General features: G+C 63.7%; 11 protein-coding genes. 7 read left to right on the top strand and 4 right to left on the bottom strand.

Annotated elements, in window-relative coordinates:
* The first annotated feature begins 10 nt into the window (after nt 1-10).
* A complete protein-coding gene (gene pnp, locus ACFOKJ_RS08390; RefSeq protein WP_390278524.1) occupies nt 11-2,158 on the top strand; it encodes a polyribonucleotide nucleotidyltransferase in 2,148 nt (715 codons plus the stop codon).
* Nucleotides 2,159-2,324: 166 nt separating this feature from the next.
* Here the strand turns inward: pnp and prpF are convergent, their stop codons facing one another.
* The 4 genes from prpF to prpB form a co-directional block, all read right to left on the bottom strand.
* The gene (gene prpF, locus ACFOKJ_RS08385; protein WP_390278521.1) at nt 2,325-3,512 is read right to left on the bottom strand and encodes a 2-methylaconitate cis-trans isomerase PrpF; all 1,188 of its coding nucleotides are present in this window, start codon (nt 3,510-3,512) and stop codon (nt 2,325-2,327) included.
* A 176-nt stretch (nt 3,513-3,688) separates the two neighbouring features.
* Nucleotides 3,689-6,289, bottom strand: a complete 2,601-nt coding sequence (acnD, locus tag ACFOKJ_RS08380) for a Fe/S-dependent 2-methylisocitrate dehydratase AcnD (RefSeq protein ID WP_390278518.1) — start codon at nt 6,287-6,289, stop codon at nt 3,689-3,691.
* 117 nt (nt 6,290-6,406) lie between these two features.
* The gene (gene prpC, locus ACFOKJ_RS08375; protein WP_390278516.1) at nt 6,407-7,555 is read right to left on the bottom strand and encodes a bifunctional 2-methylcitrate synthase/citrate synthase; all 1,149 of its coding nucleotides are present in this window, start codon (nt 7,553-7,555) and stop codon (nt 6,407-6,409) included.
* 135 nt (nt 7,556-7,690) lie between these two features.
* Entirely contained in the window at nt 7,691-8,569 is an 879-nt protein-coding gene (gene prpB, locus ACFOKJ_RS08370) for a methylisocitrate lyase (protein ID WP_390278513.1), read from the bottom strand.
* A gap of 266 nt (nt 8,570-8,835) precedes the next feature.
* On the opposite strand from prpB, the gene rpoE reads away from it, so the two are divergent.
* From rpoE to ACFOKJ_RS08340, 6 genes are read left to right on the top strand one after another with little or no spacing between them, the layout of a single operon-like run.
* Entirely contained in the window at nt 8,836-9,435 is a 600-nt protein-coding gene (rpoE, locus tag ACFOKJ_RS08365) for an RNA polymerase sigma factor RpoE (protein ID WP_390278510.1), read from the top strand.
* Between the two features lie 4 nt (nt 9,436-9,439).
* Nucleotides 9,440-9,928 carry a sigma-E factor negative regulatory protein gene (locus tag ACFOKJ_RS08360; protein ID WP_390278507.1) on the top strand — a complete coding sequence of 163 codons (489 nt, stop codon included), beginning with the start codon at nt 9,440-9,442 and terminating at the stop codon, nt 9,926-9,928.
* A 26-nt stretch (nt 9,929-9,954) separates the two neighbouring features.
* Nucleotides 9,955-10,869: a MucB/RseB C-terminal domain-containing protein gene (locus ACFOKJ_RS08355; RefSeq protein ID WP_390278504.1), complete on the top strand. Its 915-nt coding sequence runs from the start codon at nt 9,955-9,957 to the stop codon at nt 10,867-10,869.
* A gap of 1 nt (nt 10,870) precedes the next feature.
* Complete coding sequence (locus tag ACFOKJ_RS08350; RefSeq protein ID WP_390278501.1) at nt 10,871-11,344, top strand: SoxR reducing system RseC family protein; 474 nt, start codon at nt 10,871-10,873, stop codon at nt 11,342-11,344.
* Nucleotides 11,326-12,750 (top strand): DegQ family serine endoprotease, encoded by a 1,425-nt coding sequence (locus ACFOKJ_RS08345; protein WP_390278499.1) that lies wholly within the window; start codon nt 11,326-11,328, stop codon nt 12,748-12,750. The genes ACFOKJ_RS08350 and ACFOKJ_RS08345 overlap by 19 nt, the downstream gene beginning before the upstream one ends.
* Entirely contained in the window at nt 12,750-13,013 is a 264-nt protein-coding gene (locus ACFOKJ_RS08340; RefSeq protein WP_390278497.1) for a glutaredoxin family protein, read from the top strand. Before ACFOKJ_RS08345 ends, ACFOKJ_RS08340 begins: the two co-directional genes overlap by 1 nt.
* Nucleotides 13,014-13,054: the final 41 nt, after the last annotated feature.

The following is a 13,054-nucleotide window of genomic DNA, read 5'->3' as shown; positions in this document are numbered from 1 at the left end:
AAGGACCTCCATGTTTAACAAAGTTACCAAGTCGTTCCAGTACGGCCGTCATACCGTTACCCTGGAAACCGGCGAAGTTGCCCGCCAGGCCTCCGGCGCTGTGCTGGTATCCGTAGAAGACACCGTGGTACTGGTGTCGGTTGTTGGCTCCAAGAACGTAAAACCGGGCCAGGACTTCTTCCCGCTGACCGTTGACTACCTGGAGCGTACCTACGCTGCCGGCAAGATCCCGGGTGGTTTCTTCAAGCGCGAAGGCAAGCAGTCCGAAAAGGAAATCCTGACCAGCCGCCTGATCGATCGCCCGATCCGCCCGCTGTTCCCGGAAGGCTTCTACCACGACGTACAGATCGTAGCCACCGTGATGTCGCTGAACCCGGAAGTGGATTCCGACATCCCGGCCATGATCGGCGCCTCCGCTGCGCTGGCCATCTCCGGCCTGCCGTTCAACGGCCCGATCGGTGCTGCCCGCGTGGGTTACGCCAACGGTGAATACCTGCTGAACCCGACCAAGACCGAGCTGGAAACCTCGGAAATGGATCTGGTGGTTGCCGGTACCGAACGTGCCGTGCTGATGGTGGAATCCGAAGCCAAGGAACTGTCCGAAGCTGTAATGCTGGGCGCCGTGGTATACGGTCACGACCAGATGCAGGCTGCCATCAAGGCCATCAACGAGTTCGCCGACGAAGTGAACCCGGTAATGTGGGACTGGGCTGCTCCGGCCAAGAACGAAGAGCTGATCGCCAAGATCCGCGACATCTCCGGCGAAGCCATCGCCAACGCCTTCCGCATCCGCCAGAAGGGTGCCCGCTCCGAAGCGCTGAACGCCGCCTGGGCTGCTGTGAAGGCCGAACTGATCACCGAAGACACCGACACCCTGGTGGCCAACGAGATCAAGGGCATCTTCAAGTCGCTGGAAGCTGAAATCGTTCGTGGCCAGATTCTGAACGGTGAGCCGCGCATCGACGGCCGCGATACCCGCACCGTACGTCCGATCGCCATCCGCACCGGCGTACTGCCGCGCGTACACGGCTCCGCGCTGTTCACCCGTGGTGAAACCCAGGCTATCGTAGCCGCCACCCTGGGCACCAAGCGCGACGAGCAGATCATCGACGCGCTGGCCGGTGAATACACCGACCGCTTCATGCTGCACTACAACTTCCCGCCGTACTCCACCGGTGAAGCTGGCCGCATGGGCCCGCCGAAGCGTCGTGAAATCGGTCACGGCCGTCTGGCCAAGCGTGCGCTGGCACAAGTGCTGCCGTCGGAAGCCGAGTTCGGCTACACCATGCGCGTGGTTTCCGAAATCACCGAATCCAACGGCTCCTCGTCGATGGCTTCCGTGTGCGGTGGCTGCCTGTCGCTGCTGTCCGCCGGTGTACCGCTGAAAGCCCACGTGGCCGGTATCGCCATGGGCCTGATCCTGGAAGGCAACCGCTTCGCCGTGCTGACCGACATCCTGGGTGACGAAGATCACCTGGGCGACATGGACTTCAAAGTAGCCGGTACCGCCGCAGGCGTGACCGCGCTGCAGATGGACATCAAGATCCAGGGCATCACCAAGGAAATCATGCAGATCGCGCTGGAGCAGGCCAAGGACGGCCGTATCCACATTCTCGGTCACATGAAAGAAGCCATCGAAGGCCCGCAGGAGCTGTCCAGCCATGCGCCGCGCCTGTACGTGATGAAGATCAATCCGGAGAAAATCCGCGAAGTGATCGGCAAGGGGGGTGAAACCATCCGTGGCATCACCAAGGACACCGGTTGCGAGATCAACATCGAGGAAGATGGCACCATCACCATCGCTTCGGTTTCCACCGAAAGCGCTGAAGCTGCCAAGAAGCGCATCGAGGAAATCACTGCCGAAGTGGAAGTGGGCAAGGTGTACGAAGGCCCGGTAGTGAAGATCCTGGACAACAACGTGGGCGCCATCGTGTCCATCATGCCGGGTAAAGACGGCTTGGTGCACATCTCCCAGATCGCCCACGAGCGCATCAAGAACGTGAGCGACTACCTGCAGGAAGGCCAGATCGTAAAAGTGAAGGCCATCGAGATGGACGACCGCGGCCGCGTTCGCCTGTCCATCAAGGCCCTGTTGGACAACCCGGCTGCCGCTCCGGCTGCCGCACAGGGTGACTCCTCCTTCGGCCTGAAGAACTAAGTTGTGGCCGGCGTAAGCCGGCTGCTGCTGACAATGCCCGTCGCGCAAGCGACGGGCGTTTTGCTTTGCTACTCAGGGCTTGCGGCCAACCTTGCACGGCCATAACTGCGTAAAAAAGCCCGGCACAGGGCCGGGCGTTTGGGTAGGGGCAGCGTGGATACGGCAATCAGAAAGCGTCGCTGGGTACCCGCACCCAGCCTTCCATCAGGATGCGTGCGCTACGGCTCATGATGGCCTTGGTCACGGTCCACTGGCCGTCGATCTGTTTGGCTTCGGCGCCCACGCGCAGGGTGCCGGACGGGTGGCCGAAGCGCACCGCCTGGCGTTCGCCGCCGCCTGCCGCCAGATTCACCAGCGTGCCGGGGATGGCGGCAGCGGTGCCGATGGCCACCGCCGCGGTGCCCATCATGGCGTGGTGCAGCTTGCCCATGGACAGCGCCCGCACCAGCAGGTCGATTTCACTGGCCTGGATCTGCTTGCCGCTGGAGGCGGTGTAGTCGGTGGGCGGTGCCACAAAGGCGATCTTCGGCGTGTGCTGGCGGGTGGCGGCTTCTTCCGGGGTCTTGATCAGGCCCATGCGCAGCGCTCCGGCGACGCGGATGGCTTCGAAGCGGGCCAGGGCCGCCGGGTCAGTGTTGATGGCCTCACGCAGCTCGGTGCCGGTGTAGCCGATGTCGGCGGCATTGACGAATACGGTGGGAATGCCGGCGGTAATCATGGTGGCTTTGAAAGTGCCGACGCCGGGGACTTCCAGATCGTCCACGAGATTGCCGGTGGGGAACATGCTGCCACCTTCATCGCCGTCGTCGGACGGATCCATGAATTCCAGCACGATTTCCGCTGCCGGGAAGGTGACGCCATCCAGCTCGAAATCGCCGGTTTCCTGCACCTGGCCGTTGGTCACCGGCACATGGGCGATGATGGTTTTCTGGATATTGGCCTGCCAGATGCGCACCACGCACACGCCGTTGTCCGGAATGCGGGCCGGGTCTATCAAGCCGGCGTGGATGGCGAAGGCGCCGGCAGCGGTGGACAGGTTGCCGCAGTTGCCGCTCCAGTCCACAAAAGCCTTGTCGATGGCGACCTGGCCGTACAGGTAGTCCACGTCATGATCGGGTTGCGTGCTTTTGGACAGGATCACGCATTTGCTGGTGCTGGAGGTGGCGCCGCCCATGCCGTCGATGTGGGCGGAGTAGGGGTCCGGGCTGCCGATGACGCGCATGAACAGCTTGTCACGCGCCGGGCCTGGTTGCTGGCAGCGTTCCGGCAGGTCCTGCAGGCGGAAGAACACGCCCTTGCTGGTGCCGCCACGGATGTAAGTGGCCGGAATGCGGGTCTGGGAAGGGTGAGCCATGAGCGCTCCTGAAGGTATGGGGTGAAGGCCCGCGGAGGCCTCAACACCTAGCTTTGTAGGGTGGGCAAAGCGTAGCGTGCCCACCAGTAACATCTTGCCGGTGGGCACGGCCTACGGCCTTTGCCCACCCTACGCGCTGCTGCGGCCAACCCCGAAAGGTTGGCCGCAGCGTTGCATCAGGCGGTGGCGCCTTGCAGGAAGTCCTTGGCAAAGCGTTGCAGCACGCCGCCGGCTTCGTACACCGACACCTCTTCGTCCGAATCCAGACGGCAGGTTACCGGCACTTGCACGGTCTCGCCGTTCTTGCGGTGGATCACCAGCGTCAGCTCGGTACGCGGGGTCAGCTTGCCCTGTACATCGTAGGTCTCGGTGCCGTCCAGGTTCAGCGTCTTGCGGGTGGTGCCCGGCTTGAACTCCAGCGGCAGCACGCCCATGCCGATCAGGTTGGTGCGGTGGATACGTTCGAAACCTTCGGCGACGATGGCTTCCACACCGGCCAGACGCACACCCTTGGCCGCCCAGTCGCGCGAGCTGCCCTGGCCGTAGTCGGCGCCGGCAATGATGATCAGCGGCTGCTTGCGGTTCATATAGGTTTCGATGGCTTCCCACATGCGCATTACCTTGCCTTCCGGCTCTACGCGGGCCAGAGAGCCTTTCTTCACTTCGCCGTCCACTACCGCCATTTCGTTCACCAGCTGCGGGTTGGCGAAGGTGGCACGCTGTGCGGTGAGGTGGTCGCCGCGGTGGGTGGCGTAGGAGTTGAAGTCCTCCTCCGGCAGGCCCATTTTGTGCAGGTACTCGCCAGCTGCCGAATTCATCAGGATGGCGTTGGACGGCGACAGGTGGTCGGTGGTGATGTTGTCCGGCAGCAGTGCCAGCGGGCGCATGCCTTTCAGCGTGCGTTCACCGGCCAGTGCGCCTTCCCAGTACGGCGGGCGGCGGATGTAGGTGGACATTTCGCGCCAGTCGTACAGCGGGGAGGCGGCCTTCTCGGCGGCGCGCTTCTCGAACATCGGGATGTAGATCTGGTTGAACTGCTCCGGCTTCACAGCGCGCGCCACGATAGCGTCGATTTCCTCGTCACTCGGCCAGATGTCCTTGAGGCGGATTTCCTTGCCATCCACCACGGTCAGCACGTCCTGCTCGATGTCGAAACGTACGGTACCGGCGATGGCGTAGGCCACTACCAGCGGCGGCGAGGCCAGGAAGGCCTGCTTGGCGTACGGGTGGATACGACCGTCGAAGTTGCGGTTGCCGGACAGCACGGCGGTGGCGTACAGGTCGCGGGCTATGATTTCCTGCTGGATTTTCGGTTCCAGTGCGCCGGACATGCCGTTACAGGAGGTGCAGGCGTAGGCGACGATGCCGAAGCCCAGTGCTTCCAGGTCGTCCAGCAGACCGGCTTCTTCCAGGTACAGCTTCACCACCTTGGAGCCAGGGGCCAGCGAGGTCTTCACCCACGGCTTGCGCACCAGGCCGAGTTTGCGGGCGTTGCGCGCCAGCAGGCCGGCGGCGATCACATTGCGCGGGTTGCTGGTGTTGGTGCAGCTGGTGATGGCGGCGATGATCACCGCACCATCCGGCATTTTGCCCTGCGCTTCTTCGGCACGCGCGGCTTCAAGGTTGGCCGCAATGCCGCGCTCGGCCAGCGCCGAGGTGGGCAGGCGTTTGTGCGGGTTGGACGGGCCGGCCATGTTGCGGGTAACGCTCGACAGGTCGAAGCGCAGCACACGCTCGTACTGCACCTCGCGCAGGCTGTCGGCCCACAGGCCGGCTTCCTTGGCATAGGTTTCCACCAGCTTCACCTGTTCGTCGCTACGGCCGGTCAGGCGCAGGTAGTCCAGCGTCTGGCCGTCGATGGCGAACATGGCGGCGGTGGCACCGTATTCCGGGGCCATATTGGAGATGGTGGCGCGGTCGCCAATGGTCAGGCTGGCGGCACCTGCACCGTAGAACTCCAGGTAGGCGCCGACTACCTTTTCCTTGCGCAGGAACTCGGTGAGCGCCAGCACCACGTCGGTGGCGGTAATGCCGGGCTGGCGGCGGCCAGTCAGCTCCACGCCGACGATGTCCGGCAGCCGCATCCACGAGGCGCGGCCCAGCATCACGTTTTCGGCTTCCAGCCCACCCACGCCCACCGCGATCACGCCCAGTGCATCCACGTGCGGGGTGTGGCTGTCGGTGCCGACACAGGTGTCCGGGTAGGCCACGCCGTTGTCGGCGTGGATGACAGGCGACATTTTCTCCAGATTGATCTGGTGCATGATGCCGTTGCCGGCCGGGATCACGTCCACGTTGTCGAACGCGGTCTTGGTCCAGTTGATGAAGTGGAAGCGGTCTTCGTTGCGACGATCTTCGATGTCACGGTTCTTCTGGAATGCTTCCGGGTCGTAGCCGCCGCATTCCACTGCCAGCGAGTGGTCCACGATCAGCTGCACCGGCACCACCGGGTTGACCTTGGCCGGGTCGCCGCCCTGGTCGGCAATGGCGTCACGCAGGCCGGCCAGGTCCACCAGCGCGGTCTGGCCGAGGATGTCGTGGCATACCACGCGCGCGGGGAACCACGGGAAGTCGCGCTCGCGCTTGCGCTCGATCAGCTGCAGCAGGCAGTCGTTGATGATGGCAGGGTCCGCCTTGCGCACGATGTTCTCGGCGTGCACACGGGCGGTGTAGGGCAGGCCGGCCCAGGCGCCGGGCTTGAGGGCTTCAACGGCGGCACGGGCATCGAAGTAGTCGAGGGCGGTGCCGGGCAGGGATTTGCGGTATTGAGTGTTCATGGCATTGGCACGGAAAGAGGCGGGCAACGTGCGTGCGGCCAACATCATGCTGGCCGGACATTCGCTCCTGATTATGGTGAAAAGGCCATGCAGGCATTGCCTGCATGGCCGGTCGCTTTAGCGCTTCGCCAGCGGTACGAAGACCTGGTCTTCCGGGCCGGTGTAGTTGGCCGACGGGCGGATGATCTTGCCGTCGATGCGCTGCTCGATCACGTGCGCGCTCCAGCCACTGGTACGGGCAATCACGAACAGCGGGGTGAACATGGCAGTCGGCACGCCCATCATGTGGTAGCTCACGGCGCTGAACCAGTCCAGGTTCGGGAACATCTTCTTGATGTCCCACATCACGCTTTCCAGACGCTCGGCGATATCGAACATCTTGCTGTCGCCGGCGGTCTGCGACAGCTCGCGCGCCACTTCCTTGATGACTTTGTTGCGCGGGTCGCTGATGGTGTACACCGGGTGGCCGAAGCCGATTACCACTTCCTTGCGCTCCACGCGGGCCTTGATATCGGCCTCGGCTTCGTCCGGGTTTTCGTAGCGCTTTTGCACTTCGAACGCCACTTCGTTGGCGCCGCCGTGTTTCGGGCCGCGCAGGGCACCGATGGCGCCGGTGATGGCGCTGTACATGTCGGAGCCGGTACCGGCGATAACGCGGGCGGTAAAGGTGGAGGCGTTGAACTCGTGCTCGGCGTACAGGTTCAGCGAGGTGTGCATGGCACGTACCCACTGCTCGGACGGCTTCTGGCCGTGCAGCAGATGCAGGAAGTGGCCGCCGATGGAGTCGTCGTCGGTCTCTACCTCAATGCGCTTGCCGTTGTGGCTGAAGTGGTACCAGTACAGCAGCATGGAGCCGAGGCTGGCCATCAGGCGGTCGGCAATGTCACGGGCGCCGGCCACGTTGTGATCATCCTTTTCCGGCAGGGTGCAGCCCAGCGCGGATACGCCGCTGCGCATCACGTCCATCGGGTGGGCGGCGGCCGGCAGCGCTTCCAGCGCGGCTTTCACCGATGCCGGCAGGCCGCGCAGGCTCTTCAGCTTTTTCTTGTAGCCGGTGAGCTCGGCCTGGTTCGGCAGCTTGCCGTGCACCAGCAGGTAGGCGACTTCTTCGAATTCGCAATGGGCGGCCAGGTCCAGGATGTCGTAGCCGCGGTAGTGCAGGTCGTTGCCGCTGCGGCCAACGGTACACAGCTCGGTGTTGCCGGCGGCCACGCCAGACAGGGCAACGGATTTCTTCGGTTTGCCGGTCAGAACCACTTCAGTCATGTTGTTTCTCCTAGGTAGGGCCGGTACGCGGCCTGGCGATGTTTTGGCGGCATTGCCGCGATGGCTTGTCAGGGTGGGGTTGGCCGCACACTGTTCTCTGTGTGTTGTGGCGCGTTGCGGCCAACCCCGAAGCGCTTACTTGTTCTTGCCTTCGGCGAACAGCGCATCCAGCTTCTGTTCGTAATCGTGATAGCCCAGGTGGTCGTACAGCTCCATGCGGGTCTGCATCTTGTCTACGACGTTCTGCTGGGTGCCGTCGCGGCGCAGTGCGCCGTAGACTTCCAGCGCCGCCTTGCTCATGGCGCGGAAAGCGGACAGCGGGTACAGCACCAGGCTCACGCCGTTGTCGCCCAGCTGCTGGGTGGTGTACAGCGGGGTGGAGCCGAATTCGGTGATGTTGGCCAGCACCGGCACTTTCACTGCCGCGGCGAACTGCTTGTACATGGCCAGATCGGTAATCGCTTCCGGGAAGATCATGTCGGCGCCGGCTTCCACGCAGGCCACGGCGCGTTCGATGGCGGCCTCCAGGCCTTCCACCGCCAGGGCATCGGTGCGGGCCATGATCACCATGTCCTGCTTGCGCGCATCCACCGCGGCCTTCACGCGATCCACCATTTCGTCCTGGCTGACGATGGCCTTGTTCGGGCGGTGGCCGCAGCGCTTTTGCTGTACCTGGTCTTCGATATGCACGGCGGCGGCGCCGGCCTTTTCCAGGTTACGGATGGCGCGCGCGATGTTGAAAGCGCCACCCCAGCCGGTATCGATGTCCACCAGCAGCGGCAGCTCGGTCACGTCAGTAATGCGGCGCACGTCGATCAGCACGTCTTCCAGTGTGGTGATGCCCAGGTCGGGAATGCCGCAGGAGCAGGCGGCCACGCCGCCACCAGACAGGTACAGCGCCTTGAAGCCGCTATGCTCGGCCAGGCGCGCGGCATAGGCATTCACCGCGCCTACCACCTGCAGCGGTTTTTCATTGGCGACGGCATCGCGGAAACGTTGGCCGGCAGTGGTCATGCTGTGCTCCTGTCTATGGTCTTGGGTAGTTGTCGAGAATTCTAGCAAGTGCTTGGTTTTTTGGAAACCGACTTTTTGTCGGGTGTCATGTGAGCTTAGGTCACAGCTTGGTAACTGGCGTGCCGGCATGGTTCAATGCCGGCTGCGCATCATGTGACAGCCTGTGAACTAATGCGGAGGGCCTTGGGTCATAAGGGGTGCCCTGTGCCGGGACGTGACGGCAATAAACAAAAACAGCAGGGCGAATCAGGGAGCTAATGACAACGATGAGTGATCGTGAACTCGATCAGCAACTGGTTGAGCGTGCCCAGCGTGGCGAAAAGCGTGCGTTCGACTTGCTGGTCAGCAAGTATCAGCGCCGTCTGTCGCGGCTGTTGTCCCGCTTTCTTCGGGACTCGGCCGATATCGAGGACGTGACGCAGGAGGCTTTTGTTAAAGCCTACCGCGCCTTGCCATCGTTTCGCGGCGAGAGCGCGTTTTATACCTGGCTGTATCGCATTGGTATCAATACGGCCAAGAACTTTCTGACTTCCGCCGGGCGGCGCCCGGTAGTGAGTGCCGAAGTGGAAGACGAGGATGGCGAGAGCCTGGATTTGTCGTCGCAGGTACCCGACTACCACACGCCGGAAGCGGAGTTGATGAACCAGCAGATATTGGCCGCGGTCAATGCAGCGGTCGAGCGTCTGCCGGAAGAATTGCGTACCGCGATTACCCTCCGCGAAATGGAGGGCCTCAGCTACGAGGAAATCGCGGCAGCAATGAATTGCCCGATCGGCACCGTGCGTTCGCGGATTTTCCGTGCGCGCGAGGCCATTGCGGCAGAGTTGCGTCCGTTGCTGGATACGGCAAAAAACAAGAGATGGTGAGCAGATGATGAAAGAAAACCTTTCCGCCCTGATGGATGGTGAGCTGGCCGACAAGGACGCCGAGCCGCTCATAACACACCTTAATAGTGACCCCGCCTTGCAGACTGCCTGGCAGGAGTACCACCTGATCGGCGACGCGCTGCGTGGTAATGTCCTGCTGCCGGTGGATGTGCGAGAGCAGGTGAAGGCGGCACTGGCACAGGAGCCGACCGTGCTGGCGCCGCGGCGCATGACGCGCCGGGCAGCACGCCCGGCGGCGCGCTTTGCCGTTGCCGCCTCGGTGGCGCTGGCTGGTGTGGTCGGCTGGTATAACTGGCAGAGCCAGCCGCAGGATGCCGGCTTGCTGGCGCAGCTGGTGCCGGCCCCAACTGCCCAGGTGCAGGTGGCGGCGGATAGCCGCCAGCTGTATCTCGATGCGCACCAGGATGTGGCCACCGACGATGGTCTGACCCGTGTCGGCCTGACACAGCCAGTGGCGGCGGGGGTGCGTTGATGCGCGGGCTTGCCCTCTGTGCCGTATTGTCTGTTCCCCTGCTGGCGTATGCCGAAGATGACTGGTCGCTGCTGCGCCGTGCCGCGCAGGCCGGCCAGTCGCAGCTGTTCAGTGGCAGCTACAGCCATCAGCTTGGCGGCGAACTGGAAACCTTCCGGGTCTACCGCGCCAGCGAAGATGGCCAGGTGCGCGAACGGCGCGAATCGCTGGATGGCCTGCCGCGCGAGATCGTGCGCCATGGCAATGAGTTGACCTGTTATGCGCCGGACAGCAAGTCCTTGAGCGCCGCCAAGCTTAGTGCGGTCAAACTGTTCCCGGCGGTGTTGCCGGAAGCGCCGGGCGAGTTGGCCGTTGCCTACACGCTGGTACGGGGCAATATGGATCGCGTGGTGGAGCGTGACTGCCAGTGGCTGCTGCTCAAGCCGCGCGAAGCCAACACCCGCTACAGCCAGCGGCTGTGCATCGATCCGGCAACTGCGCTGCCGCTGAAAACCGTGACGCTGGGAGCGAAAGGCGAGGTGATCGAGCAGTTTGCCTTCACCGAGCTGGTGCTGTCGGCCGAGCGTGACAAGTCCAGGCTCAAGCCGCGTTACAAACAGTCGTTGCCGCTGGGCCGTACCGGTACCACGGCGGTGGCCAATGCGCCGCTGGAGGTGAAGGGCATGCCGGCAGGCTTCCGCCTGTTGCGCTACATGAGCCGACCGATGCCGGGCCATGACGAGGCGGTGCAGCACTATGTTTACTCGGATGGCTTTGCCAAGCTGTCGCTGTTCGTCGAGACCTCGGATGCCGAGGTGCCGCAACACCCGGTAGTGGTGGCGCCCAATGGCATCGGCGTAGCCTCGCGCCGGGTGGGCGAGCAGCTGCTTACCGTGGTGGGCGACCTGCCCGAGGCTGGCCTGCAATCGGTATTGAAAAATATCCGCCTGATCCAGAAATAACATGATTGAAACCGAAGCCCGCGTGCTGCAGGTCGAGCCCGGCTTTGCCTGGGTGGAGCCGCGGCCGCATTCGCCCTGTGGTCAGTGCGACCCGGTGCATGGTTGCCGTTCGCTGCAGCTGGCACGCGCCTTCAGCCTGCGCCAGCCGCGCTTTCGCGTGCTGGACCGGCTCGGCGTGCAGCCGGGCGACCGGGTGTATATCGCCGTGCCGGAGGCCGGCATGCTGCGCAGTGCCGCGCTGCTGTACGCGCTGCCGGTGCTGGCCCTGCTGGCTGGTGCCATGTTGGCCGCACCGGCTGGCGAACTGGCTGCCGTGCTGGCGGCACTCGCTTCGCTGTTGCTGACATTGTTCGTGGTACATCGTTACAGTCGCCGCCTGGCGGCTGATGTACGCTTCCAGCCGCACGTGGCCAGCCGGCTACCCCCGCAACAACTTTCCATGGAGATTGTCACGACATGCCGATCAAGACGCTGATTGCCGCCTCTATGTTGATGGCCGGTCTGCTCGCCAGCCCGCTGGCGCAGTCCGCCCCGCTGTCGTCGCTGCCGGATTTCACCCAGCTGGTGGATGAGCAAGGCAAGGCGGTAGTGAATATCCGTACCGTGCAGACGGTGCGCCAGGTGGTGCGCGAGTTGCCGGAAGGAATGGAAAACGATCCGTTTGCCGAGTTTTTCCGCCGGTTTGCGCCGCCGCAGTTGCGTGAGTACCGCACCGGCGGCATGGGCTCCGGCTTCATCCTGTCTGCGGACGGCTACGTGCTGACCAATGCCCACGTGATTGCCGAGGCGGAGGAGATGATCGTGACGCTGGGCGACCGGCGTGAATTCAAGGCCAGGGTGGTGGGGGCGGATGCACGTACCGATGTGGCGCTGCTGAAGATCGAGGCCAAGGGGCTGCCATTTGTGCGCCTGGGGCGTGCCGAGGCGTTGAAGGTGGGGGAATGGGTGCTGGCTATCGGTTCGCCGTTCGGCCTGGAAAGCACGGTGACCGCCGGCATCGTCTCCGCCAAGGGGCGGCATCTGCCGGATGAAAGCTATGTGCCGTTCATCCAGACCGATGCGGCGGTGAATCCGGGCAACTCCGGCGGGCCGCTGTTCAACCTGCAGGGCGAGGTGGTGGGTATCAACTCGCAGATTTACAGCCGTTCCGGCGGCTTCATGGGCATTTCCTTTGCCATTCCCATCGATGTGGCGATGTCGGTTGCCGAGCAGCTGAAGAAGGATGGCAAGGTCAGTCGCAGCCGCATCGGCGTGGCCATCCAGCCGCTCAGTCAGGAGTTGGCCGCATCGTTCGGCCTGCAGTCCACTGCTGGCACGCTGATCAGCAGTGTCGAAAAAGGTGGCCCGGCCGAGCGCGCCGGCCTGAAGTCGGGGGATGTGGTGCTGAGCCTCAATGGCGCGGCGCTGAAGGACAGCGATGATCTGCCGCGCCAGCTGGGCAGTATCCGCCCTGGCAGCAAGGTGGAGCTGGAAATCTGGCGTAATCGCAAGGCACAGAAGCTGAGCGTGATAACCGCCGAACTGCAGGATGAAGACCCGCGTACCGCCGAGCGTGCCTACCGTGGCAAGCAGGCGCCGCAGGCCGAAGAATCGGTAGCGACCCGCACCGGCTTGTCGGTACAGCCGCTGCCGGCTGCCCAGCTGCAGAAACTGGGGGTGAAATTCGGCTTGCTGGTGCGCGCAGCGCAAGGCCCGGCTGCCAAGGCAGGTCTGCAGCCGGGGGATGTCATCGTTGGCGTGGGGGGCGAGGAGCTGGGCAGCATCCGCCAGCTGCAGCAGGCGCTGGATGCCACTGGCAATGGCCAGTCGCTGGCCTTGCGCGTGCTGCGCCAGGGGGCGCCGCTGTTCCTGGCGCTGCAGCCCGAGAAGGCCGCACGCTGATGACGCTTACCCTGTATTTTCGCGAGTACTGCAGCCTGTGCCACGACATGCTGGCACGGCTGCGCCCCTGGCAGCAGCAGCACGGCTTTGTCATCGACGTGGTGGATGTGGATGCCGACCCGGTGCTGGAGGAGCGTTTCAACGAACTGGTGCCGGTGCTGATGGATGGCGAGCTGGAAATCTGTCACTGGCATCTGGACGAGGCAAGGTTGGCCGCACATCTGGCTGCACTGCCGGCTGCACAGGGCCGCGAAATCGGCTAGAATCCGCGCCAGTGTTTATAAAGGGGCGCCTTGTGTGCCCG

The sequence above is a fragment of the Vogesella amnigena genome, from assembly GCF_042648905.1.
GTDB classification, from domain to species: Bacteria; Pseudomonadota; Gammaproteobacteria; order Burkholderiales; family Chromobacteriaceae; genus Vogesella; species Vogesella amnigena.
This window is presented reverse-complemented; position numbering and strand designations above follow the sequence as displayed.